Here is a 25941-nt window from a genome sequence, read left to right as displayed (position 1 = left end):
GTGGCTGAAAGGAGGCGAAACGCCATGGCAAAGCGCAGGCCGTCCGGCGACGGCATGGTTCGGAAGAAGGAAGATGGTCGCTGGGAAGGCCGCATCGTGGTGGGCCACAAGGGAAACGGCGAACCCATCTTCCGCTATGTGTATGGCCGCACACAGAAGGAGCTACTGAGCAAACTCCATCAAAATATCGAGATTTATCAGGATGTGGAGCTGACCGAAGACAGCCGCATGACATTGGGAGAGTGGTTGGACCGCTGGCTGGATGAATACAAAGCGGGGACGATCCGCCACAGCACCATGTATGGTTACCGGCAGTATGCCAGGAACTACATTAAGCCCATTCTGGGCAACAAGGTGATTTCCCGCATCACCTCAACAGACATCCAACGGATGTACACAAAACTGAAACGGGAGGGGCGCATCCATGAGCATCCGGAATATGGGTATCAACTCTCTGACGCTATGCTCTCCCGCATCCATGCCATGCTCCACCACGCTATGAAAGACGCGGTGGGCGCACACCTGATTGCCAAGAATCCGACAGAGGGCACAGTGGTCCCCAAGCCCAACTACCTGCCCAAGCAGATCCTGAACGAGGAGCAGCTGGACACTTTTCTGGAGGCCGTTGAGCATGATGAGGTGTGGCGGGACTTCTTCTACACCGAACTGACCACTGGCCTGCGCCGGGGTGAGATCTGCGGCCTCCAGTGGGAGGATTTCGACGAGGCAGATGGAACCTTGAAGATCGTCCGGTCGGTCAGTTCCCGCAAAGCCGGTGCATTGGAGATTGGAGAAACCAAAACCAACAAGGGGCGGCGCACGATCTCCCTGCCGGACAGCACGGCCCAGCGTCTGAGGGAACGCAAGAAAGCAGCAATCAGTCAGTGGATCTTCCCAAACCCGCTGCACCCGGAGGAGCCGGTCAACCCCAGCTATGCCTACCACCGAATGAAAACGATCCTGAAAAACACGGGGCTGCCCAGCATCAGATTCCACGATTTGCGGCACACGTTCGCCACCCACGCCCTCGCCGGCGGCGTGGACGCCAAGACTCTCTCGAGTATCCTGGGCCACACCAATGCCAGCTTTACACTGGACACCTATACCCATGTGACCGGCGATATGCAGAAGCAGGCGGCGAACATCGTGGGAGATTTCATGGCGGAAATTTTGGGAGAGGAGTGGAAACCGTGGCAAGAAAGCGAAAGAACGGCGAGGGAACCGTAAGACTTCGCAAGGATGGCAGGTGGGAGGGCCGGGTGGTCATCGGCTGCGATGAAAAGAACCTTCCCAAAACCAAGAACGTTTTGGCCAAGACAAAAAGCGAGTGTGTGGAGAAACTGAAACAGTTGCAGGAGCAGTACACTCCGCCCAAGTCAGACAAGGTCAAGCCTGAGATGCCCTTTGGGGAGTGGATGGACTTCTGGTATCAGAACTACTCCAGGCCGAAGCTCCGCCCCACCACCCGGGCGGGCTATGAGGGCAGGATCTACCAACACATCATCCCGGAGCTAGGTAGTGTCCCCCTCAATCAGCTGACACAGAACGACCTGCAACAGTTCTACGCCCGACTGAAAAAGAGCGGGCGCCTCCTCCACACGGAACACTACGGCAAGGGGCTGTCCGACCGCATGGTGCGGGCCTGCCATATGAACTGCCGGTCCGCGCTGGAGAAGGCGGTGCAGGAGGGACTGATCCGTGTGAATCCCGCCATCGGCTGCAAACTGCCGCCCAAGAAAGCCCGCGAAATGCAGGTGCTGACCCGTGAGGAGATCCAGCGGTTTCTGATCCAAGCCAAGGCGGAGGGGTACTTCGAGCTGTTCCTGCTGGAGCTGACCACTGGCCTGCGGCGGGGAGAACTGCTGGCTCTCCAGTGGGATGACCTGAACCTGGAAACTGGAGAGTTGAAGATCACCAAGCAGGTCTACCGCACAAAGGAGGACGGGCTCCTGATCTCCCAGCCCAAAACGAAGTCCTCCATCCGCACAGTCAGTCTGCCTCCGCCGCTCCTGGCCATTCTGAAAGAGTACAAGGAGGGCGTAAACTCCCGGTGGATGTTCCCATCGCCGGTCAAGGAGGGCTCGCCGCTGGACCCGGCCCACATCAGAACGCGGCTGCACCTCATTCTGGAACATGCCCAGTGCAAGCAAATCAGATTTCATGATTTGCGGCACACCTTTGCAACGATAGCCTTGGGAAACGGGATGGATGTGAAGACCCTCTCCGCCATGCTGGGCCATGTGTCGGCGGCCACTACGCTGGACATCTACACCCACATCACCAACCCGATGCGGTCTGAGGCAGCGGCAAAGATCGACCAGAGGATCGGAAAAGCGGCTCCACAGGAATCACCTGCGGAGCCGCAAGAGAAATGGGCCATGACCACGTTCCAGCCCTATGTCGGAAGAAAACGGAAGTCCGGCACCGGGTGTATCACCCAGATTAGCGAGAACTGCTGGGAGGGCCGGTACTCCCCGGTATGGCCGGATGGCAAAAAGCACTCCCGGAATGTGTACGCCAAGACGCGGGAGGAGTGTGAGACCCTCCTGCCTGGGCTGATCCAGCAGATGAAAGCGGAGATCAGGGCCATCAAGGAGAGCGGAAACCTGGATGCTATCCCGGACGGGATCAGCGAGAAGAAGAAAGCCATCGCCGCCTATATGCGGAAGTATCCGGAGGTCACCAGCAAGAGCGCCATCGCTAAGGCGGTGCAGGTAGATAAAAACACGGTCAACCGGTATTATGAGGAAATTCGGAGGGAGATGGACTGAGGTAAGTTAGGGAATTGTGCCAAAGTAAACAAAACAAAGAGTCTTTGGGATTTGCTCTGGAGACTTTTTATTTCCAAATGGGCGATTTATTACGAGGTGTCTATACAAGTTTTGGTTGGAACTTGTATTCTGGGAGAGGTATTATACATGATACATAGCATTTAGAAAGCGAAAACGCATCAGCTAAAATTCAGTAGTCTGCCCTTAAAAGATATGGTATAATGATTTAGCTAAATTACACTTGATGCAATATATTAGAAGATCATATTTTACAGCAATCTAGAGGCGAATAAAGAGTTTCAGTTTAGTGGAAATAAAAGATTAAATCTTGCTTGTCCGTGACAACATCGAGCAGAAACCTTATTACGGAACATTTTAAACAGGTCTTTGAAGGGAGACTGGAAGAATGGCAGTTGATGACTTTTTTTGTTGGTTAAATACAAATAGTGGTATTTTAACACTATTAACAGCCATAGCAACATTTATAACCTGTTGGTGTAGCTTTATCTCAGCAAAAGCTACACGAGCCCAAGTTGAAGAGATGCGCCGCCAATATAAAGAAGAAAACCGGCCATTTATTGGGACGGAACTTACCTATGTCAGGCGCACTTTTTATGGAATTAAGTTTATCAATCACGGAAAACAGCCCGCTTATCATGTTAAAATTCAATTTGACCGGAGTTTTATTGATAGCCTCCCGGAGAAAGTATATCAAACACTTCTCCTTGAACAGGAAGGGAGAGAATGTATCATTGGAATAAATCAGAATTATACAATATTTGTTGGAACAAATAAAATGCGGAATTACTCCACACTGCAATCCGCATCGGGAACAATATTATATTGTGGGCCAGGTGGAGAAAACTATGAAGATAAGTTCCAAATAGACATCAAAAATTACATGACGATTTTTTCTGTGACAGGTAAAGAGGATGATCTGATAAAAAGATTAGATATTCAAAATACCCAACAAAAAGAAACAAATAAAATTTTGTGGCAAATTTCCAGGGATTATAGTAATTCGAAAGAAAAATCAGATGAGCAAACTATTGGTATAGAATCCCCGGATGAAGAGAAAGAGTGATTTAGTTTGCGAAGTGAGACTGCAGAAATTTTTCAGAATCTCGTCAAATCTGTTCAGTATGATGAAAATGCATTTACTGTTTGGTATGGGAACGAGAAAATTTTAGTGGGTGCCTTTATACACGATCAGCCGGAGATTCAACGTTTTTTTGACTATGCAACAATTTACCATACACTTCTTGATCTCGATAGGAAAATTAAAACTTCTTTTCAGATGGCGATTGAGTTTGCTGAGGACGCGGATTTTGACCATTGGAATCCCATTTCACCGCCATCTGAGAGAGAATCAACAGCAATTTACTATTTAGAAAATGCTATTTTCCGTACTATGGTATTGTGGGATTTACTCGCACAATTTTTCAATTTAAAAGAGAAAATAGATAAACCGTTTGATAAAGTATATTCGGCGCAAATATTTCATGACGCGCAACAAGGAAAACGACCGAATCCGTTTGCAAAGGAAGTATATGCATATATGACCCAAGAGGACAGTTCGGAGACCGAACCTTGGGAAGGTAATCATGGCTATGTAAGAGAATTTCGAGATAAGATGATACATCGAAGTACACCTACCTTGTCGTCTATCTCAAACTTTTCATTTGAACTACGGATGCCTGTGGCGTATACATTAAAACGGACTATTGAGGACTACATTCAAGTTTCATATTTCCTTCACGAAATCATAACTAATATTTTGCAGGACTATGAAATGCTCAATATATAAATATTTCAATGCAAAATGAAATTCCACAGGATATATTCAGTTCCACTCAATTTGGGGAGGCATATAAACAAAATAGAAGCCCTCTGAAGTGAAAACTCCAGAGGGCTTTTGGTCCGAGTGGAGCGATTCGAACGCTCGGCCCCGTGAACCCAAATCACGTGCGCTACCAACTGCGCTACACCCGGATATTCAGTTTTTCTGCATGATACCATGCGGAGAGGGAAAAAGCAAGTTTTTCGTGTCTGTGGGCGGTACTGTGGTCAAGCACGATTTTTCGGGAATTTTTCAACCGGGGAATTTCCGCCGCAAGCTACTGTCCCAAAGGCTTTCGGGATCTCGCTCTCAAGGGAATGGATGAGTCATCTATCCTCCCAAAGCAGGCGCGCTACCAGCTGCGCTACACCCGGATATTTCATTTTTCTGTATGGTACCATGCGGAGAAAGAAAAAGTAAGTTTTTCATGTCTGTGGGCAACTCTGTGGTCAAACCCGATTTTGCGGGAGTTTTTCAACTGAGGGATTTCCGCCGCAAGCTACTGTCCTAAGGACTTCCGAAATCTCGCTTTCAAAGGAATGGATAGGTCGTCTATCCTCCCAAATCAAGCGCAATACTACCTTCACTATATCCAGATATTCGATGTTTCATTTTACATTTGATACATACCAACAAACCGGCATATTGTTTGCTCACAGACTGACAATCAGCTAACAAAATATAGTATAGTATATTTTGAAAAAGATTGCAAGTATTCCTATCAATATGATAAGATATTTTTGTAACAAACCTGAGAGGTGACATCCCTATGAGAATGAGAAAAAAGCCCAATCTAATTCCCCGAATGGAGCGGTGTGCCCGTTTTTTGATTCGCGAACCGTCCTCCTACCGGGGACATTGGAGACAGTTAAAGCCGGACGCCAAGGAAATTAGGCTAGAGATCGGATGTGGAAAGGGGCGGTTTTCTGCGGAGACCGCTCAACGGAACCCAGATGTCTTATATATCGCTTTAGAGCGGGTGCCTGACGCCATGGTCATTGCTATGGAGCGAAGCATGGAAAAGGGACTGGATAATATTCTTTTTATTGATGGTGACGCAGCCAAGCTCCGGGATTATTTTGCGCCGGGAGAGGTGGATCTGCTGTATATCAATTTTTGCGATCCATGGCCAGGGTTGAAACACGCCCGCCGCCGGTTGACCCATGAACACTTTTTGATTCTTTACCGAGGTGTTCTGAAGGATGGGGGACAGATTCATTTCAAGAGCGATAACCACGATCTGTTTGAGTGGTCCCTTTTCCAATTTCCAAAGGCTGGATTCATACTATCTGAAGTTACTCGTGATCTCCACGGACAGGGTATCAACGGGGTAATGACGGATTATGAAGAAAAATTCTATCAAATGGGGACGCCTATCAACCGCTGCGTAGGAACGAAGGAAGCGATGAATCCGGAGCCGGAATATAAGCCCATCGTAGGACCTGACCAGAGCCGCAGGACAAAGACGGATGCGGAGACGGGATAGAAGGAGAGCGGTATCATGCGCTTTTACCGCCTAATGGGAAGCGACTTTCAGATTTTGGACGGAGAGAAAATCACGCATGTGCCCCTGCCGGGACCACTGGCGCCCGGCGTGTATGCCCACTTAGTGGGCGGAGAGCGCTATGCGGCCATAGGGAATTCCCGAGCCACTGCCGAAGGGCTGAGATATGTGCCTGAGGAGGCCCACGGCCTTTGGCTTTATGACCAGCAGGAAGGACAGCTACTCACGGTTCCCATCAAGGTTACAAAAGAGGACTGCTTTACCGCGGATTCGATTATGGGACCGGGGAATACGCTGTATTTTAGCGACGGGAATAGCTTTTGGCGTTGGAGATTGGGGGAGCGGCAGGGGGAGAAGCTGGTTCGCTTTCAACAGGCCAAAGGGGCCCCTATGGGACTGGGGATCAGTCCGGAGGGTCGGTACCTGTCTTACTATAAATACCGCTCCGGAAACAAGGTGCTGCACCTATATGATCTGGATACCGGAGAGGTTCGGGATACGAAATGCTCCATCTTTCATTACCATTGGCTGGATGAAACAAGCGTGGTATATACCAAGTCAAGTGGGGTGAAGGCACTGGATATAAAAACCGGCAGATGCACCACGATACTTCGAGGTTACAGAGATATCCTGCGGTGGGGAAGCGCCCCGGATATCCTGGCTCCCTTTGAGCGGGAGAAGGAGGTGTGGGAAGAGATGGACCTTCTGGGGATCAGCGGGGGGCGTCTGTGGTTTAGTCTGAGGCTGTGCTGCCCTCGGGAGGCAGCTTTAAGGTCTGGTTCTGAAAGAGAGCCCTTCCACCACGGGATATGGTCCTCGGCTGTGAATGGGAGCCAGCCTAGATTCCACTTTGAGTGCCCACAGATATCCAGCAGCTCCAGCGGGCCGGTGTGGACCGGAGACTGTTTGACCTGGTCGGACAGCGCTGGCGCTTATCTATATGATGGCCGCCAGCTGCGGGAATTTTTCGGCTGGAAGCCCCTGGTGGGGTATCCTGATTTCTGACATAAAAACGCCGCCTGGGAAAAACGAGGCGGCGTTTTTGAGCGTTTATGCTGTCGGAGGTGTCGGTTCTAGTCGAGAGTCCCGGCTATATAGGATCTTCAAAAAGATGGGGGTGATGATAGCAGACACCAAAATCAAGATGATAACACTGGTGAAGAACATGGAATTGAGAAGGCCCAGCAGTAGCCCCTTTTGGGCCACAATCAAGGCCACTTCGCCCCGGTTCATCATACCGACACCGATCTTGAGGGAGTCTCTGCCGGAGAAGTGGCATAGACGGGCCATTCCGCCGCAGCCGACCACTTTAGACAGCAGACCGACCACAAGGAAGGCGAGGGTAAACAGAAGGAGCTTAGGATTCATCTCGCCCACATCGGTACTTAAGCCGATGGAAGCAAAGAACAGGGGGCCAAAAATGATATACGAGTTAATGTCCATCTTGCGCTCGATATAGGGGGCGTCTTGCAGATTGGATAACACCAATCCGGCTACATAGGCGCCGGTGATATCGGCAATTCCAAAATACTCCTCGGCAATATAGGACATTGCCAAGCAGAAGGACAGAGCAAGGATGGGTAACCGCCTGGTCTGTGGGTGACGAGCATCCATTCGATCAAAGAACTGATAGATTAGATAACCTACCACGGCAGAGAAAAGGAAGAACATCAAAGTTCCCCAGGCTACCATGAACAAAGAGGAATCGGGATCTTTCAGGCCGCTGATGAGGGTCAAGACGATAATGCCGAGTACATCGTCGATGATAGCGGCTGACAGGATAGTGGTGCCGACCTGCTCTTTTAGATGGCCAAGCTCCCGCAGAGCCTGCACGGTAATAGAGACAGAGGTTGCGGTCAGGATACAGCCAATGAACAGCGCTTCATAGAACAGATTTCTCTCTGAGTTGTCTCCGCCATAAAACAGCAGGAAAAGGCCCGTACCCGCAACTAGGGGGAGCAGAACGCCGGAAGTGGCGATAGCAAGGGCCTTGGGGCCGCTGCGCAGAAGTTCTTGGGTATCAGACTCCAGACCGGCCGAGAACATGAGGAGCACAACGCCGATCTCGGCCATTTGGGTCAAGAAATCGGAGGGCTGGACCAGACCAAAGACACAGGGCCCAACCAAAAGACCAGCTACGATCTCACCTACCACACTGGGGACTTTCAGCCTTCGCGCGCACAGGCCGCAAAATTTGCCAGCCACCAGAATGATGGCGATATCTTTGAAAATTGTATAAGAGTCCATAAAATACCTCCTGTGCAAAGAGGCGGGCCACAACTATCATATCCGACGGACCGTCTTTACCGCCGTAAGGCCGTTACCTGTTTTGCAGACAAATCATAGGCTTAACTTTCGAAAAAGTCAAGGGAGCAAGCGTTCAGATTTCGTTCATTTTTTGATATTAAAAATGTGAAGTTTGCCATAGGGGATATCGATTTTGACTTGCATACCCATTGACATTTTATCGAGTGTTGTGTATCATTGTATAGTATCAGTTTCTTATATGCGGGCATGATGGAATTGGTAGACATGTGAGATTTAGGTTCTCATGGAGCGATCCGTCGGGGTTCGAGTCCCCGTGCCCGCACCACGTCGGAGCAAACGTCATATCGTTTGCTCCGACTTTTTATAAAAGTCAGAGCGCACTCATTTTGTTGCTCCTCCTTTCCAAACCGGACCCGCTTCGTTGGGCTCCGGTTTGGGGCCGCCCTGCGGGCGGCTTTTTCATTTTATTCCAAAGTTCACCGCGCGCATTCTGCTGCTCCTCGCTTCCGAACCAGACCCGCTGTCGCTGGGCTCCGATTTGGTGCTGCCCTATGGACGGTTGTTTTTCGTTTCTGTCCTAAATATCGATTTTGCCCATCCTTTGCACGTGGGAGCACACTTATTTTGTTGCTCCCCCTCTCCAAATTACAACCGCTGCGCTGGGGCGTGATTTGGTATCGCCGCTTCGTGGCGCTTTTATTGGGTACATGGAGATTCGAGTTTAACCGTCCTTTACGTATCGGGGCAAGCTGTATATAGCTTGCTCCAACTTTCCTGAGAAAAATCAGAGCGTACGCACATTGATAGATAAGATGGTCAAAACAATAAATTTCAAAAAGTCTTAGATATGGAGTTTCACCCGTTACAAAAGTTTACAAAAATTTTATGGACGATATCGTCTATAAATGCTATAATCCAAACTTGCGGACGATGCCGTCTATAAATCTCAAGAACAAAAGGGGATACCGCCAATGGAACTTCTGCTGGATGTATTGAGGCTGCTTGTTTCGATATTGATTGCGTTTTTAGCTGGAAATCTGATTGCAAAGGGAAAACTGCCTTCTATTTTGGGCTGGTTAATTGCTGGGATGTTACTTGGACCTTACGCTCTGGGTTTACTGGGAAACGGTATCCTGGATGCGCGGTGGTTTGAGATGTTAAAGAGTGTTTTTGAGTGTACCTTTGGCCTGATGATCGGCACAGAGCTCATCTGGAAAAAGATGAGAAAAGCTGGCTCTCAGATTGTTATTACTACAGTGACTGAATCTCTTGGTACTTTCCTGGTGGTCAGTTTGGTATTTGGAGTTATTTTTTTGGTGGTGGATATCCCGCTGTATTTGGCGTTTGTGTTCGGCGGGATCGCGTTAGCTACAGCTCCAGCCCCCTCTTTATCTGTTGTGCGGGACATGAAGGCGGATGGACCTGTGACTAGGACACTGATTCCTATGGCAGCTCTAGATGATCTGGTGGGTGCCTTAGTTTTCTTTCTAGTCATCGCTTTTGTGTCTGCCCATATTTCCACCCAGGGGATTCCAGTGCCCGTGGTACTCTTTTTAGTGTTCCTCCCAGTGCTGCTTGGAATGATTACCGGCTTTATCACTGGAGAGCTGTTGAGAATGACCCACACTCAGAACAGCACGTTGTCTGTCGTAATCCTGATGCTCCTGGTCTCTGTGGGGATAGGGGCTGCCTTAAACAGCCTGCTGCCAGCCCCGGTGATTAACTTTATGCTGATTGGAATGTCTTTTTCCACTGTTTTCGCCAATATGGTCTCGGAGGAAAAGCTGAAAGGGATCATGAAGGTGATGGATCCTATCATCGGGGTTGCCATGATAGTGGTCATTCTGAGTTTGGGCGCACCTCTGGACTACCATTTGATTTTCGGCGCCGGAATTTATACAGCGGTCTATATTGTGGCCCGTGCCATCGGAAAGTATCTCGGCGCCTATTTTGGCGCTTCGGTCACCCATGCCCCCAAACCGGTGAGAAAATACCTGGGCTTTACACTGTTGCCGCACTCTGGAGTGTCACTGGTGTTTACTGGTATCGCAGTGTCTGTGTTGGCAGGACCGGCACCAGATTGCGCGGCTATTGTGCAGGGGACTATTGCGGCCGCGGCGGTTATCAATGAACTGATCGCGGTGTTTATGGCCAAAAAAGGCTTTGAGTGGGCAGGTGAGTTGGGCAGAGCGAAGAAAACGGTGTCTCCAGTGGAAGGGGGAGCTGGAGCATGACTCAAAAGGAAAGGCAAGAACGGAGTAGGCGGGAAATACTCCGTGCGGCACGAGAAGAATTTGGGAGCCATGACTATGGTCAGGTGACCATGGAAAGCATTTGCTCTGGACATGGGATATCCAAGGGGATGATGTATCACTACTACGCAAACAAAGACGAATTGTTTCTGCTCTGTGTCCAGGATACATTTTTATCGCTGAGAGCCTATGTAGAACGAGAGGCTGAGAAATTGGCCGGGCAGAAAAATTTTGACGCGATAAAAAAATATTTTATGATCCGGGAATACTTTTTTCAACTGGAGCCCAAGCACAAGCGCGTTTTTGAAAACGCCATGCTTCGTCCACCGGAACAGCTTAGAGAACAAATACAGATTCTACATAGACCGCTGGAGGAGATGAATCGGCGTTTTTTGAGAGTAGTCGTGTCTGGGATGAGGCGGCGCCCAGAACTGAAGGAGGAGCAGGTAAATCGTTATCTGGAGAGTATCGTCTATACCTTCAGTGATATGCTGCTGCGAGGCCGCACTTTGGAGGATATCCATGCTATGCTGGAAGCCACAGAGGAGCTGCTGGATATGATCTTATTTGGTGTGTTTCAGCAGGCGGATGCCCCAAGCAGGGAGCAAAAGACAGAGCAATGATACGCGGTTAAATGGGAACCGGTTTATATATAGATAGGGGGGCGACAGAGTAGGTCTGTCGCCCCTTAGGATGTCAAATGAAAAATGGAAAAAGATTATAATAGCCCTAAACCTTTAAAGTCGTTTAGGAGTGCATTATATACCAGGAGCAGCTCTTTCTGTGGACTATCAGCAAGGTATGAAAGCTGGGCTAGAGCGATAGGGTGGAATATACTGGTTTGTACCTCTTGAGTGTCCAAAGAAATAGTATTGCAAATCAAATCCAGTTGATTTTCTCCCTCTGTAGGTTGGAGGAAAAGAAAAAAGTAGTCATATACTAAATTTCCGTTGACAATCAGAGATTCTGCCGGCATAGTAACATCTACTGTACAGCCCTCCCATCTATCTAAAATAGGAAGGTCAGACAACTCATGGAAGGCTGATCCATCAAAAGAAATAGCAGTAATAGAACTCAAGCTGCCATGGGTAACATGAAGGCGGAGGGAGGGTGCGGGAATGGACATGGCGACTCCCTCTTGTTGAATATCATATTGATAATGTGTGTTGACAGCTTCTAAAGTGTAAGAAAGTGGTTCTGCACGGCGAGATCGATCGTCTTCATTTTGAGAAAGGCGAAGTTGGCTCCAGGTAAATACAAGACCGAGAATTGTCCCTAAAATAGCTACATAGGTTTCTAATATAGTGATATAAGTCCTATGCTTTGAAGCTGCCCTTGAATCTGACGATATAGGTGTCTCCTTGATACTCATATACGCAAATACTCCTCCATCTTTTCCCGAAGATCATTGTAAATAAAATGAGTGTGGTCATAGTCCCAGCGGAGATAGGATTGGATTTCCTCTATGGTATCCCCATGAATCAGGCCATAGGCCATAAGGCGGGTATCAGGACCTAGGTGTGCCAAATAGTCATGGAAACAGACACTGTTTTGGAAGTCGCCATGGCGGGAATGCTGCAATTCAATGAGGGGAGTAGGGATATCATACCGTGCCGGTTGGTCTGCAGAGGTATATTTATAGCGCCAAATATTGGTACACTTTTGTTCTTTTGCAAGCGCGTCCCAGATGATATGATAGGCCCGCATCCATCCAGGGGAATTGGTACGGGAAAAGGAAAGAGGTCGTTCCTGGTAGGCGGAGAGAAAGGCGACCCAAGCGCACTGATACAAATCTTTGTTTTGATGAGGGAGATGGAAGAAATCGAAGATCTCCCAGATGAAACCGTCGATGAATCGATATCCACGGAGAGAAAAACTCTTTTTTTTACGCTTCATACTTTCCTCCTAGTTTTAGAGGCTCTTGGAGGAGGACTTAGTTTAGAAATGGATGGGGGTTGAGGTAACTCATCACAGCAGCCAACCCAGGCTTGCTGCTCGGTGTTCCACTCTAACGTATACAAAACAGGTAGTGATAGACCGAGCTGCTCCAGATGCTCAACGAGAGCTGGCTGCATGATGTGCCCACCTTTAGGAGAAAAACGGATATTAGGCGATTCGTTGGGATAAAGCGCAAACAGACAGCCATCAGGGCTAAGTTTCGCCCGAAACGCTCTCTGTTCTCCTACTGCTTTTTTCAGAGCTCCGTTCATAGAAACGCTCCCTTTTGCGGAGATGGAGATTCGCGGGGTGTCATAATAGGGGTGGGATATTGGTATATCCCGCAGGGTCGTGAAATCAAAGCTTGAGAAGTTCATAAATATTCACCTATAAGAAAGAGTATAAAGATGATATACCTCTTTTAAACGGATTTAAAGTGTGAAAAATGAAGAATATTTTTTAGAAAAACGGCGAAAATGTATCATAATTGGAAGTTTAATTAGACAAAAAAGAGGTATATAATAAAGCTTTATTTATGAATAAAATGGATAAAAATGGATGGAAGAAGGCGCATTCAAATCATGGAGCGTAAGTGCGGCTCTGTACGGCCAGACAGAGTCCAAATGGACCGTATAACAGATGGAGACATAGATTGACAATTTCTAGTTGCCATGTTATTCAACAAAAATGCTGAATAAAGGAAAGACTACCTTCTATTTTGGTGCTGGCTGCTTACTGGAATTTTGATTGCCCCGCACACTCTCTGCTTATTGATAAGAGGTACCATGGATACGCAGTGGTAAGGTATCAAAGAGTGTTTTATCTTTGTCTCGATGATGGGTACAGAGATCATCTGGAAACAGACGAAAAAACGGCCTCTCAAATTATGGTTACTACGGTAACGGAGTCCCTTGGCACTTTCCTGATGGTCAGCCTGACATTATTAGTTTTTGACGGCGGATGCCTAACAAGGATTCCCGGAATAACAGAGCGTCTTCGACAAAAAGTATGACATTTCTGTAAAAACGGAGGTTTTCCCCTTGCGGGATATATGGTTTGTTGATATAGTACTGTCTACATCCCAGGAGAAAGATAGTAGCTTAAAGTGGCTTGGAGAAAGGAACTAGTATGGTGAAAAGCTCCGTATTGCGTTGTTGTCTAAAAGCGCTTCCGTTTCTGCTGATTCTGCTGTATATACTGGCCGTGGTGGTGCCGTACATAGAGCATAAGGAGGTTTCACCAGAGTATCGAGCTGCTTTTGAAGACCGCCGATTTTATGGGACAGGCGTCGGCCCGGAGCGGGCGGCCTATATTGACAACAATAAGGATGCACTGTTCTGCCGGATGAATCTGATTGGAAACGCGGAGGAGGAGATCATCCTCTCGACCTTCGATTTCAATGGGGACAGCAGCGGGACAGACATGGTCTCGGCCCTTTTCTGTGCCGCGGAAAGAGGAGTTCAGGTCCGTGTGCTGGTGGACGGCGCCAGCGGTTTTTTGGATGTGAAGAAGAATCCGGTATTCAAGGCGCTGGCCGGCCACAAAAACGTGGAACTGAAAATTTATAATCCGATTGACTTGCTCCAGCCCTGGAAGCTGCAGGCGCGGCTCCACGATAAATATTTGATCGTAGATCGAAAGGTCTACCTTCTGGGCGGCAGAAATACAACGGATCTGTTTTTGGGAGAGCAGCCCTCTGTCAAGCCGAACATCGACCGGGAGCTTCTTGTGATGCGGTCTGGACAGGATCCAGAGGACTCGCTGTATCAGCTGGTGAACTATTTTGAGTCGGTTTGGGCGCTTCCGGACAGCAGACTGTTTCAGGGCCGCCTTGGAGAAGAAGACCGGCAGCGAGAGGAGGAGTCGTTACGCAGCCGGGAGCGGGCTATGAGGGCGGCAGAGCCAGAATTATTTGTCCCCGTGGACTGGAGGGAGCGTACATTTGAAACCGGGCGGATCAGCCTTTTGACAAATCCGATCCAGGCGGAAAATAAGGAGCCCTGGATGTGGTATTCTCTCAACCGGCTGATGTCTCAGGGGAAACAGGTGATCGTTTATACCCCTTATATTATTTGTGGGCGGGAGATGTATCATGATCTGGAGCGGCTGACCTCGGGGGGCACAGAGATTCAGATTATTACAAACGATGTAGCCAGTGGCGCAAATCCCTGGGGATGTACCGACTATCTGAACCAACGGCGGAAAATCTGGGATACGGGCGTACAGGTCTATGAGTATATGGGGGAACATTCCTGCCATACAAAGGCTATGGTAATTGACGATAGACTCAGCGTAGTCGGGTCGTACAATATGGATATGAGAAGCACCTATCAGGATACGGAGCTGATGCTGGTGGTGGATTCTCCCAAATTGAACCGGATGATTCGGGAAGAGGCCGAGCACGATCAGACGTACAGTAAGACAATGGGAGAGGACGGAGAGTATCAGTATGGGGAAAAGTATGTGCCGAAGGAGTTGAGCTTTGGGAAAAAGGCGTTCTATCTGGTCCTGCGGGTACTTACTATCCCGTTGCGGAGATTTTTGTAAAATAATAGTCCGGGCAAAGAGGCAGAACGGAATTCGGATTGACAAGGACGGAACATCATTTTATAATGACAAAAAAAGCATCATGACCTCGTGTCTGCTTTGGGCAGAGGCGGGGATGAGGGAATCCGGTGAGAACCCGGAGCAATACCCGTTGCCGTATGCGGGGGAGGCTGTCGTTCATGGCGTGAGCCGGTCATTGGGAGCGATCCTGAGAAGGCGGAGCGACAGGCGCGGAGCGGTGCTCCACACCCCACAAGCCGGAAGACCTATGGTGTTTATATGACAGGGCATTGGTATGCCCAAATGCACCGCGGGAAAAGTCGGCCGCGGCAGTCCTGTTATGGTCTGCCGCGGCCGTTTTTTATATTATTTGAGTTTTGAATGAGAGAAATGGAGGAGATTTGATGAGGAAAATAAGGACAAGGGCCTTGAGCCTGCTACTCACCCTGGTCATGGCGCTGGGCCTGCTGCCGGGGACGGCGTGGGCGGAGGAGGGCGGTACCACCAGTCTGCCAGAGTTCGAATCGTGGGAGTCAATGGGTACAGATAAAGCGTTCAAAATAAGTTCTGAGGAAAGTCTGAAAGCATTAGCGAATGCGGTGAAAGACGATGATGCAAGTGGCACCTACAATATGTCCGGTATCACATTTTATCTGGCCAATGACATTACATTGAGCAGTGACTGGACTCCGATTGGAAATGTTGCATATCCAAGTGATGGTTTTGCAGGAACTTTTGATGGCAATGGGCACACCATCAGCGGAATGAATATCAATAGCAGTAGTTCTGGCGGTGTCGGTCTGTTTGGGACAATCAACGGTGCAACGATCAAAAATCTGAAGGTTGAAGGAACGGTGTCAGCAACCAAGAGTGGTTATGTTGGCGGCATTGTTGGCAAGACCAGCGGCACTGTCACCATCGAGCGATGCTCCTTTTCTGGCAGCGTCCAGTCTTCCAAGACCGGAGTAAATGCGGGGGCCGGCGGCATCATTGGGCGGGTCAACAGCGGATCTGTGTGCGTCTCAGGCTGTGCCAACACCGCAGACATCAGAGGCGGCGCGGCGGCGGGCATTCTAGGCTATTGCTCCGCCAATGGGACAAGCATTGAAAATTGCTATAGCACCGGCACGATCTCCGGTTCCAACAGGGCCGGGGGTATCGTCGGGCAGGTATATTCAACTACCCCGATTCGCAACTGCTTTACCACATCGGATGCCATCAGCGGCTTCAACGGCGAACTGTTCAACTGCTTTGACAACTCTGATCTTCCAATCGACGCTTCTCTGCTGGGCGATGCCTTCACCACCGATGCAGAGGGTAATGTAATCCTCGCCTGGCAGGCTGGGAATACTCCCAAGCCCCCCGAGCCCAGTATTTCCATCCGCTCTACCAACGGCGATACAATTTGGGTACAGACGGGCGGCGGCGACAAAAATGATACCATTCTCTATGTAGACTATCAGAATATGGGGGACGAGACCCCAGAGGTCCAGTGGAGCTTTTCCGCCAGCAATGAAGGGGCGGCCGTATGGGTGGAAACCACCCAGGACAGCGATGTGAAAGGCTATGTGGTCACCGCCGGCAAGGGCGGCGTGGTGAATGTAACAGCCACGGTGACCTACGATGGGGAGGAGTACACAGATGACTATACCCTGACGGTGATCCCGCATTTTACAACTGTCACCATTCAAAATATAAGTCAGCCCGGCGCGGTGGCCGTAGGGCAGACGGTAGAAGCTGCCCTTAACATCGAGGGCGGCGGCACCTATTCCCCGGAACAGTATCCCGGACTGGAGATGAAATACCAGTGGTACAAGTATGAGCCTATGGCCGCAGATCCCACCTCTCATCCAATCGCCGGGGCCACGGAAGCCACCTATACCATTTCGGAAGATGATTTTGGAGCGGAAGACCAGCAATATAAAATCGGGGTCGAGATCACCTGCGGCGGAAAGGTGATCCACAGCCGCCAGGATCACCAGGCAACCGTCCGTACTGCCGACCACGGCAAGCTGTACCCGGTGGCCTATCAGGAAAATAGACTGCCTGACGAGATCAAAGAGGATACCAAGCTGGAGTTTCCCGCTGTGGTCACAGAAAACGGGATTACTGCCCAGATCCAGTGGGGCGGGTTTAATGATGTGATCGCGGCAGACGGTACCGTCATCCGCCCAACTCAGGGGACGGTGACTGTAACTCTGTCTGCAAAATATACATACAACGATGCTTTCTACAATACGTTGTACAAAATTGTAGTTTGGTCCGACACCGCCGCAGATGAGGACAAACAAAATGAACTGCAGCACGCCATTACCGCCCTGAGCGACGATTACAGGCTCTGCCCGGTCTACGACACGGACACCAACCTCAACCGCATGGTGTTGGCCGATCTGGCGGAGAAGGGCTTTGATGACATCACCGTCTCCGTCGCGTCTGTCACCGAAGTCTACGGAGGGGCAGGTATTGGCGATAACGGCGACATCACTTATTTTTATAAGGACCCCAATACGGTTCCGGCCGTCAAATTTGGAAGCTGCAAGGTGACCTTTACGCTGGAGAAGGATGGGGCGGCCGCCACGCTCTCCGATGTGCCGGTTATCCTTTACTGGGATGCAGCCAAGGTCAGGGCGGCTATGAGCGAGGAGATCATGAGCCAGGTCACCCTTTCCTCCATCGGAGGCGGAGACGGCTTGGCTGTCACCGAAAACCTCACCCTGCCCAAGGTGGTGGACAAGAAATACTGGACCCAGATATCCTGGGAGTCTGACAACGAGGAAGCTATCTCCATCAGCAGAGAAAACCAGAATACTGCCGACACGCTCTTTAACCCCTATGTAGGTGTGGTACGCCGCGGGGAGGAAGATCAGACCGTTATCCTCACGGCCAAATTTACGTTCCAGTATACCAACGATGTCATTGGCGAGGAAGCCCCCATTGAACTTGTCAATACATTTGAAGTGACCGTTCCAGCTATGGACGGGGATCAGTATGCCGAAATCGAACAGGAGCTGCTAACCAAACTGGACCAGGGCTTCGCGGCTAAGGGCCTCTCCGACGCCCTGACCGGCGAGAGGCTGGTTCCGGACGAGGATGGCGTCTACACAGCCATCAACGATATCCAGCTGCCCACCACACGGGACTTCGGCGTAGACGGAAAGTATATGCCTGTCACCCTGTCCAGCGATCACGAGGAGGTCATCCAGTCTCCGGGTGTGAACAATGCCGCCCGGCTCTGGGTGTACCGCCCCGGAGTGGGGGAGGAGCCGGCGGAGGTCACCATAACGGTCACTCTCCACGACGATGAAACCAGCGTCACCGCCGCCCGGTCCTTTGCCATCGAGGTCCCCGCCCTGACACAGAAGGAGATCGATGACGAGCTGGCGCTGATGGAGAAGGTCAAGGCCAACTACTTCAACGGCATACGGGGAGAGAACAAGGCCATCGACAACATTACCACCGACCTGTCCCCCTTCCAGGAGGTCTATGAGGAGAACGGCGAGTTGGTCTGGGTCCGGGATATGAAGGACATGAAGGGCTATGGCATCGTCCCCACCCCCATCGAGGGGTGGGAGGAACTGGAGGCCTGGCGGCTGTTCAAATCCAGCAACCCCAATGTCATCAGCCACGAGAACCTGTTGGTTACCCGGCAGGAAGAACCCAAGAACGTCGTCATCACCAGCTATCTGTCCAGCGAAGCGCTGGGTAAATATGGTGAACTCTACCAGATTGATACCGTGAAATATGCGAAGTATTCTGAACTGGCCGACCTGTATTACCAGGAGGTCACCGCAGATACCTCCCAGGCCGTCGCCGCGTTTGCCGCCAGAGCGGCGGTAAATGAGGCCGTCCTGCCCGGCCTGAAGCTGCTGGTTCGGGGCACCGCGGACCCCACCAGCACCACAGCAGTGGTGGACACCATCGACAACGTCACTTTCTCCCTGTCCGGCTTGGATGGCGAGGAGTGGATCGGAACTACTGCCCTGAGTGGACTGAGCGAGACCTACACAGTCTACGATGTGTTCACCGAGATGCTGGATGAGTACGGCTACACGGCGGAGCGAAGCCGCGGCACCTACATCGTGTCCATCTCCGGCCCTCGGGGTTCCCTGCGGGAGAAGGAGCATGGCGAGGACTCCGGCTGGATGTATCTGGTAAACGGAGAATTTCCCGACGTGTACATGGGGAGCTGCTCCCTCCACAGCGGGGATGAGATCCAGGTGTTTTACACCGAGGACGCCAGCAAGGTGGACCCGGATTACCACCGCCCCTCAAGCGGCGGAGCTTCCGGCGGGAAGGGGGAATCGGGCCAGACTTCCGTTGAGGTGGAGGAAAATAAGTCTGACGGCACCTACACCGTCACCCTCCCCGAAGACAGCGAGGGCCTCCAGAGGGTGGTCATTGATCAGGCGGAGGAAAACAAGCTGGTGGTCATCGTCCACGCTGACGGCAGGGAGGAAGTGGTGAAAAAGTCCCTGGTCAGCGATGGAAAGGCCGTATTCCTGTTGGAGGAGGGGGCCACTGTGAGGCTGGTGGACTATGAGAGCGCCTTCACCGACGTGGCGGACAGAGTTTGGTACAGCCCGGCGGTGGACTTCGTGGCGGGCCGTGGGCTATTCTCCGGCGTGAGCGAGGACCAGTTTGCCCCTGGGCAGACCTTGAGCCGGGGGATGCTGGCCACAGTTCTCTTCCAACTGGAGGAGCCAGAGAAAAAAACAGCGGACCTTCCCTTTGCCGATGTGGCGGAGGGAGCCTGGTACGCCCAGGGCATCTCCTGGGCCTCTGGGGAGAACATCATCTCCGGTTATGGTGACGGCCGTTTCGGACCGGACGACCCCGTTACCCGAGAACAGCTCGCCCTGATGCTGTTCCGCTATGCTGAAACACTGGATATGGTCACCAGCGGGCGGGATACGCTGACCAGTTTTACGGACAGCGGCTCCGTGTCCGCTTGGGCACGGGAGGCGGTGGCCTGGGCAGTGGACAGCGGCATCCTAAGCGGACATCCGGACGGGACACTGGCCCCTGGAGGCACCGCCACCAGAGCCGAGGCGGCTGTGATGCTCCGTCAACTGGTTGCCCTGATGCTGCGGTGACGTGAATAGAAAAGAACCGGCCGGGCAGGAGATTTTATCCTGCCCGGCCATTTTCGTATAAAGAAGAGGGAGGTCAGCGGGGAGTAGCCACGATAATGCGGATGCGCTCTCCGGCGGGACAGCCCAGGTTGTCGTACCAGCCGGTGAGCCGGTAACCTTCGCCGTTGATCTGGGACAGGGATGTCTGATAGTATTTTGAGCCGTCCCGAAGCAGGACCTGAACATCCTCTGCCAGGGCATATTCCTGATTGCCGGCCATGGCGGACAGGGAGGACACGCTGTCCAACGTTTCAGAGGACAACTGCCGCATAGAACTCACCTGGCCGTCCTCATAGATCATGGCCGCGCCGCCGCTCTTGACGCTGTAAAGCTTACTGCTGTTCAGCGTCTGGGTCTGCCCATCCTGGACATAGGTGTAGGAGGCGGAGATATTCATGTCAGAGGAGTTGTTTACTACACTGCTCACATAGACATACTCCCAGGTATCTCCAGTGACCTCGTGGAGGACCAGGCGGTCGATATCTCCATTGGCGTCCAGGCTGTAGTAGCGCACGTCGTCACCAGACAGTTTGGCGCCCGCCAGGCGGGAGGGGTAGATACGGGCGTAGCCGCCATTTTCGTCGGTGTCCAGGATCTGGACTCCGTCCGCGAAGTCGTGGCCAGCGAAGCTGCTGCCGTCCTTGCTCACGCTCCCCTCCAACTTTTTGTTGGACAGAGAAGTCACCTTGGTCCCGGATTGAGTGACTGACACCGTGACCAGACGGCCTGTATTTAAAGCGGAGCCACTATGGTAGAAGGTGCGCACGACTCCGTCGGTACAGGCCACCTGGGTGGTCACCTGGGCGCTGGTGGTAGAGGAGCTGCTGGTAGAAGAGCTGGAGGCCCCCTTGACACTGGATACCACACTGCCATAATAGGTCGCTTCGCTCTCCTGGGCGTCCAGCACAGATATGATCTCGCCGTTCATGCCCAACAGGAGGGTGACCAGATCGCCCTCCTGGAAGGAGCCCTGGCTGGAGAGCTGATAAGTGGCCTCGGAAGTGCCGATGTCGTAGCTCACCCCGGCCACGGTGGCGGAGGTGGGGGCGCTCTTGCTGGGGGAGACGCCGGTGAGCGTTCCGGTTACTCGGTCGTGGTAGATCCAGACAGTTTTCATATTGGCGTTATAGTAGTATACGTCATACTGCTGGACTGAGGAGAGAGAGGAGAGAGCCCCGTTGTAGTATACGGACGAGGGGGTAAAAGAGAGGGAGAGAGCACCGCTCTCCGCCACATAGGGGCCCTTGGTATCTGCGGTCACCAGGGCCGAGTAGTCCACCTGTCCATTGGTGACAGTATAGCCCAGTGTGGTGCCGTAGATCGTCCCGGCGCTGTTCTGGGCGGTGAGTGCATTGTAGAACAGGTCTACGCAGTCCTGCCGGGTGAGCTGCTGACCTTGGACAGCGCCTACGTCGTCCAGCAGCCCCAGAGCACTGGCCTTGGACAACTGAGCCGTGGGGTAGGCCCCGGTTAGTGTGCTGGAGTCATAGCCCAGCAGGCGCAGAAGGGCTGTGCAGCCCTCCTCCAAGGTGATGCCCTGGTCCGGGCGGAAGGTGCCGTCCACATAACCGGACATCCAACCCTGCTCCACCGCCACTTTCACATAGGGGCTGGCCCAGTGGTCCCCCTTCAGGTCTTTAAACAGGGAGCTGCCGTAACTTCCCACCGCATCCTTATGGCTGGAGGCGGCCACCATCATAGTGACGAACTGGGCCCGGGTGACAGAACTGGACAGATTCAGATTGCCAGAGCCGTCCCCGGACAGGATGCCCAACACCTGGATGGTTTCTAGTTTCGCGCTGTCGCTGACCGCGAGGGAACCGGTGCACAGCAGGGACAGGGAGAGGCAGGCGGCCAGCAGAGCGGAGAGAAGGCGAGTTGATTTCATCGTAAAAACTCCTTTTGATGAGAGTGGAGAGTGAAGAGACTCCATATACAAGCTGTTTCCATACTGTTCTTCACGCTCCACCCTGGTTTAGTCGTAGTGCAGAGCGTCAATGGGGTTGAGGCGGGCGGCCTTCTTGGCCGGGAGGTAACCGAACAAAACGCCGATACCAGCGGAGATGCCGAAGGCCGCCAATACCGCCGTGGGGGTGGGGGACACGGTGAGGGCCTCGCCCATCAGCCGGACCACCGCCACCGTGGCTCCCGCGGACAGGAGATAGCCTAGAACGATGCCGATGACGCCTCCCAGAGCGGAGGTGGCCGCCGCCTCGATGACGAACTGCTCCATAATATACCGCTCCTTGGCTCCCAGGGATTTTCGTACGCCGATCTCACGGGTGCGCTCGGTCACGGATACCAGCATAATATTCATAATGCCGATGCCTCCCACCACCAGAGAGATGGCGGCGATCCCAGCCAGCACACCCACTAAAATATTGATCATACTGGTCATGGAGTCCAGCAGCTCGGACATGGTAACGACTGTGTAATAGTCATCACTGCCGAAAAAGCTGCGCAGGGCCGATTCCAGGGCAGACTGGCTGGCGTCCATCAGATTCTCGTCCACCATGGTGATGACATAGCTGGAAACCCGTCCACCCCCCAGACGGGCGGCGGTGGAGTAGGGGAGGAAGAGGCAGTCGTCGCTTCCTCCCTCCTCCATGGTTTCCGCCTGCTGGTCCAGAACTCCCACGATGGTCAGCGCCTGTCCACCGACCCGCAGGGTCTGGCCCACGGCGCTGCCCCCGAAGTAGGCTTGGTTGACATAAGCTCCGACTACGCAGACCTTGGAGCGGGAAGCGATGTCGCTGTACTGTAACCCCCGGCCCTGGGAGAGCGTGTAGCCCTTGATGCTGAAATAGTCCTCACTGACCCCGGTGGCGGAGGTAGAGGTGAGATCCGTACCGATCTTGACCCCCATCATGGACACGGTAGGGGAGCACAGGTCCAGATAGTCGGGATTTTGATCCACGATCTGGTACATATCCTCTACCTCCATAGTCCGGGTGGCTCCGCGGGACTGGACAGATACGGTGAGGGTGTTGGTCCCCATGTCCGCAAAGCTGTCGGCCACATAGCCCTCCAGGCCGTTTCCCAGGCCCACGATGACAATGACCGCCGCCACACCGATGATGATGCCCAGCATGGTGAGGAGGGTCCGGGTCTTACTGGACACGATATTTTTCAGCGCTAGGGAGAGAGATTCGGTGATTCTCATTGGGGCTGTCCCCCTTTCCTTGCTCCGGCGGCCCGGGGGGTGACTACCGCCTCCGGATCGTCGGAGGGGCCGTCATATACCACATGTCCGTCCTCCAGACGGATGATTCGCTGGGCCTGGACAGCAATGGAGTTGTCGTGGGTGATGAGCACTACGGTGTGACCCTGTTCATGGAGGTCCTGGAGCATGGCCAGCACTTCCCGCCCAGTGCGGGAGTCTAACGCTCCGGTGGGCTCATCGGCCAGAATGACAGAGGGATGGCCGACCAAAGCACGGGCGATAGATACCCGCTGCTGCTGGCCGCCGGACAGTTCCATAGGCTTATGGCGCCACTTGTCGTCCAGCCCCACCTGGGCCAGCGCTTGGTGGGCCCGCTCCCGGCGCTCCCCCTTAGACACCCCGGCGTACATCAGCGGGACCTCTACATTTTCCAGCAGATTCAGCTTGGGCAGGAGATTGTACTGCTGGAAGATGAAGCCAAGCATCTCGTTCCGAATCTCTGCCAGCTCATTTTTGTTCATCTGGCCCACATCCCGGCCCTGGAGGAGGTAGGTGCCCTCCGAGGGTACATCCAGGCAGCCGATGATATTCATACATGTGGACTTGCCAGAACCGGAGGAACCTACGATGGCCACGAATTCCCCCTTGCAGATCTCAAAGGAGATGTGGTCGGCGGCCTTTACCGTGGCGTCCCCCATATGGTAATACTTGCAGACGTTCTGAAAGGTGATCAGTGCGCTCATATCAGAACCCTCCAGGCCCGCCGCCCATACCGCCTCCGGGCCCGCCGCTGATGGTAACGCTGCCCATGCCTCCGCCAGGTATCATCATCATGCTGCCCATCTCGAAGCTGCCCGAGGAGGTGGTTGGGATATAGGCCACGGTGTCCCCCTCCTGCAGGCCGGAGATGATTTCAATGTAGCTGTCGTCGCTGACGCCTACTTCCACAGGGACGGAATAATACTGTTCGCTGTCCCCGCCGATGCCCTCCATCAGAGTGCCATTGGCGGCGCTGGGGGAGTCGGCGGTGACCAGAACGGTGTTCCCCCGGTTAAGGGCGGCGCTGGGAATGGCCAGTACGCCGCCGGCGCTGTCCAGTGTGATGGTGGCATCCACATTCATGCCGGGGAGAAGACCGTCTGTCTCGTCAATGCGGATGGTGACCGGATAGGTGGTGGTCCCGCTGGAGGAGGTGCCGGCCACACTGACCTTGGTGACTACTCCTGTGTAGGTCCGGCCCTCCACCGCTTCGGCGGTGATAAGCACCTGCTGCCCCACCTGGATATTGGAGATGTCCAGCTCATCCACATTAAGCGTCAGGGTAAGATAGGATAGGTCGTAGATGGAGCACAGGGTCTGACCAGTCTCGATGTTTTCCCCCGCGTTGTAGTTCTTGTCGATGACAGTGCCGGAGATGGGGGAGGTGATGGTGTAGTTATCCAGCTGGTCATACCGGCTCTCCAGAGAAAGCTCCGCATTTCTCAAAGCCTCGGCGGCGCTTTGGAGCTCATCCTCCAGATTATCGCTGGTCAGCGTGAGGATAGCTCCCCCCTGGGAGAGACGGTCGCCCTCGCTGACGTGGATGCTGGCGACAGTGCCAGAGACCTCGGCAGTTACTGACCGCTCTGCCAGATAGGAGAAGCTGCCTCCGCTGGCGCTGGCGCAGCCGTCCACTGTGGCAGAGCCTGTCTGGCTGGTGGACAAACCGCCAGGATTGCTGACTTGTATGGTCACATCCCGGACAATGACGTTGCCTGTCAGCACCTGATCCACGCCAGATACCTCCGTGACTGTGCCATTCAGCACTTCAAAGGTGCTGTCCAGGGTGACCTGGGCGCTCTGGCCCACATAGAAACCGGCTGCCTCATCGGCCAGGAAAGGGACCTTCAAAGTCATAGTGTCTGAGTCCCGGATGGTGGCGACGGTCTGCCCCGCGCTCACATCGTCCCCTGCCTCCACGGCGATATCCACCACCTGTCCTGCTTTGGGAGCGGTGACGGTCAGGTCAGCCAGGTCCTTCAACTTATTGTTGTAGCTGCGCTGGGCCTGACTCAGAGAGATCTCACTCTGCTCCAGAGAGCTGGCCATGTCAGAGCTGTCGATATCGTAGAGAACAGTGTCCTCGTTCACTTGATCCCCCTCCTCAAAATAGTCAGCGAGGATGGTGCCATCCACCAGGGAGGTGACGGAATAGGAGTTGGCCGCCTCCAGAGACCCACTTCCGGTGATCTCGGAGGTGATATCCCGCCGCTCCACCGCCGCGGTGGTATAGGTCAAGTCGGCGGCCAGGGCGGTCTGGCCGCCCCCGAAAAAGTGTATCCCCAGAGAGAGGGCCACCACACAGGCCACTGCGGGGATCAGTACCCTTTTCCTCAGCAGTCTCTTTTTCCACGGACTGGAGCCCGACTTGGGAGGGGTATCCTCCGGTGACGGGACTTCTCGCTTCAATAAAACCGGTAACTTCATCATGGGACACTGTCCTTTCCAACATAAGGTAGGTCCAGTGTATCTAACAAATTTGAACGG

18 protein-coding genes, 2 tRNA genes and 1 riboswitch are annotated in these 25941 nt (G+C 52.7%); of the genes, 13 read left to right on the top strand and 7 right to left on the bottom strand.

Annotated elements, in window-relative coordinates; all coding sequences use genetic code 11:
- Nucleotides 1-24 precede the first annotated feature (24 nt).
- The 4 genes from H8S11_RS09900 to H8S11_RS09885 all read left to right on the top strand — a co-directional run bounded on the left by H8S11_RS09900 (nt 25) and on the right by H8S11_RS09885 (nt 4578).
- Nucleotides 25-1227 (top strand): tyrosine-type recombinase/integrase, encoded by a 1203-nt coding sequence (locus tag H8S11_RS09900; RefSeq protein ID WP_186853011.1) that lies wholly within the window; start codon nt 25-27, stop codon nt 1225-1227.
- Complete coding sequence (locus H8S11_RS09895; protein ID WP_186853010.1) at nt 1191-2771, top strand: tyrosine-type recombinase/integrase; 1581 nt, start codon at nt 1191-1193, stop codon at nt 2769-2771. The genes H8S11_RS09900 and H8S11_RS09895 overlap by 37 nt, the downstream gene beginning before the upstream one ends.
- 406 nt (nt 2772-3177) lie before the next feature.
- A complete protein-coding gene (locus tag H8S11_RS09890; protein ID WP_186853009.1) occupies nt 3178-3855 on the top strand; it encodes a DUF8453 domain-containing protein in 678 nt (225 codons plus the stop codon).
- 6 nt (nt 3856-3861) lie between these two features.
- Entirely contained in the window at nt 3862-4578 is a 717-nt protein-coding gene (locus tag H8S11_RS09885; protein ID WP_186853008.1) for a Cthe_2314 family HEPN domain-containing protein, read from the top strand.
- A gap of 109 nt (nt 4579-4687) precedes the next feature.
- On the opposite strand, the gene H8S11_RS09880 is transcribed toward H8S11_RS09885, so the two are convergent.
- Nucleotides 4688-4763, bottom strand: a tRNA-Pro gene (locus H8S11_RS09880).
- A gap of 617 nt (nt 4764-5380) precedes the next feature.
- Here H8S11_RS09880 and trmB point away from each other — a divergent pair.
- Together trmB and H8S11_RS09870 are read left to right on the top strand one after the other, a co-directional pair.
- Entirely contained in the window at nt 5381-6097 is a 717-nt protein-coding gene (gene trmB, locus H8S11_RS09875) for a tRNA (guanosine(46)-N7)-methyltransferase TrmB (protein ID WP_186853007.1), read from the top strand.
- 15 nt (nt 6098-6112) lie between these two features.
- Nucleotides 6113-7120 (top strand): TolB-like translocation protein, encoded by a 1008-nt coding sequence (locus tag H8S11_RS09870; protein ID WP_186853006.1) that lies wholly within the window; start codon nt 6113-6115, stop codon nt 7118-7120.
- 45 nt (nt 7121-7165) lie between these two features.
- On the opposite strand, the gene H8S11_RS09865 is transcribed toward H8S11_RS09870, so the two are convergent.
- Nucleotides 7166-8362 (bottom strand): cation:proton antiporter, encoded by a 1197-nt coding sequence (locus tag H8S11_RS09865; protein WP_186853005.1) that lies wholly within the window; start codon nt 8360-8362, stop codon nt 7166-7168.
- A gap of 261 nt (nt 8363-8623) precedes the next feature.
- On the opposite strand from H8S11_RS09865, the gene H8S11_RS09860 reads away from it, so the two are divergent.
- The 3 genes from H8S11_RS09860 (at nt 8624) to H8S11_RS09850 (ending at nt 11258) form a co-directional block, all read left to right on the top strand.
- Nucleotides 8624-8708 (top strand) — tRNA-Leu (locus tag H8S11_RS09860).
- Between the two features lie 646 nt (nt 8709-9354).
- A complete protein-coding gene (locus H8S11_RS09855; protein ID WP_186853004.1) occupies nt 9355-10617 on the top strand; it encodes a cation:proton antiporter in 1263 nt (420 codons plus the stop codon).
- On the top strand, nt 10614-11258 hold the full coding sequence (locus tag H8S11_RS09850) for a TetR/AcrR family transcriptional regulator (protein ID WP_186853003.1): 645 nt from the start codon (nt 10614-10616) through the stop codon (nt 11256-11258). Before H8S11_RS09855 ends, H8S11_RS09850 begins: the two co-directional genes overlap by 4 nt.
- A 95-nt stretch (nt 11259-11353) precedes the next feature.
- Here H8S11_RS09850 and H8S11_RS09845 read toward each other — a convergent pair whose 3' ends face one another.
- Nucleotides 11354-12007, bottom strand: coding sequence for a hypothetical protein (locus tag H8S11_RS09845; RefSeq protein ID WP_147571251.1), 654 nt, complete (start codon nt 12005-12007; stop codon nt 11354-11356).
- 161 nt (nt 12008-12168) lie between these two features.
- On the opposite strand from H8S11_RS09845, the gene H8S11_RS09840 reads away from it, so the two are divergent.
- From H8S11_RS09840 to H8S11_RS09825, 4 genes are all read left to right on the top strand, one after another.
- Entirely contained in the window at nt 12169-12594 is a 426-nt protein-coding gene (locus H8S11_RS09840) for a hypothetical protein (protein ID WP_186853002.1), read from the top strand.
- Between the two features lie 92 nt (nt 12595-12686).
- A complete protein-coding gene (locus H8S11_RS14280) occupies nt 12687-12941 on the top strand; it encodes an elongation factor P hydroxylase (protein WP_186853001.1) in 255 nt (84 codons plus the stop codon).
- 760 nt (nt 12942-13701) lie between these two features.
- Nucleotides 13702-15120, top strand: coding sequence for a phospholipase D family protein (locus tag H8S11_RS09830; protein ID WP_186853000.1), 1419 nt, complete (start codon nt 13702-13704; stop codon nt 15118-15120).
- A gap of 71 nt (nt 15121-15191) precedes the next feature.
- Nucleotides 15192-15408, top strand: a riboswitch (cobalamin riboswitch).
- A 116-nt stretch (nt 15409-15524) separates the two neighbouring features.
- Nucleotides 15525-20213, top strand: coding sequence for an S-layer homology domain-containing protein (locus H8S11_RS09825; protein ID WP_186852999.1), 4689 nt, complete (start codon nt 15525-15527; stop codon nt 20211-20213).
- A 73-nt stretch (nt 20214-20286) separates the two neighbouring features.
- Here H8S11_RS09825 and H8S11_RS09820 read toward each other — a convergent pair whose 3' ends face one another.
- From H8S11_RS09820 to H8S11_RS09805, 4 genes are all read right to left on the bottom strand, one after another.
- Nucleotides 20287-22140: an S-layer homology domain-containing protein gene (locus tag H8S11_RS09820; RefSeq protein ID WP_186852998.1), complete on the bottom strand. Its 1854-nt coding sequence runs from the start codon at nt 22138-22140 to the stop codon at nt 20287-20289.
- Nucleotides 22141-22227: 87 nt separating this feature from the next.
- A complete protein-coding gene (locus H8S11_RS09815) occupies nt 22228-23415 on the bottom strand; it encodes an ABC transporter permease (protein WP_147571245.1) in 1188 nt (395 codons plus the stop codon).
- Nucleotides 23412-24158, bottom strand: a complete 747-nt coding sequence (locus H8S11_RS09810; RefSeq protein WP_186852997.1) for an ABC transporter ATP-binding protein — start codon at nt 24156-24158, stop codon at nt 23412-23414. The genes H8S11_RS09815 and H8S11_RS09810 overlap by 4 nt, the downstream gene beginning before the upstream one ends.
- Before the next feature lies 1 nt (nt 24159).
- Nucleotides 24160-25884 (bottom strand): efflux RND transporter periplasmic adaptor subunit, encoded by a 1725-nt coding sequence (locus tag H8S11_RS09805; protein ID WP_243201013.1) that lies wholly within the window; start codon nt 25882-25884, stop codon nt 24160-24162.
- Nucleotides 25885-25941 lie beyond the last annotated feature (57 nt).

Origin of the sequence: Flintibacter hominis (genome assembly GCF_014287965.1) — a bacterium.
Taxonomy (GTDB): domain Bacteria; phylum Bacillota; class Clostridia; order Oscillospirales; family Oscillospiraceae; genus Lawsonibacter; species Lawsonibacter aceti.
Note: the sequence above shows the minus strand (reverse complement) of the source record. Positions and strands in the feature narration are given on the sequence as shown.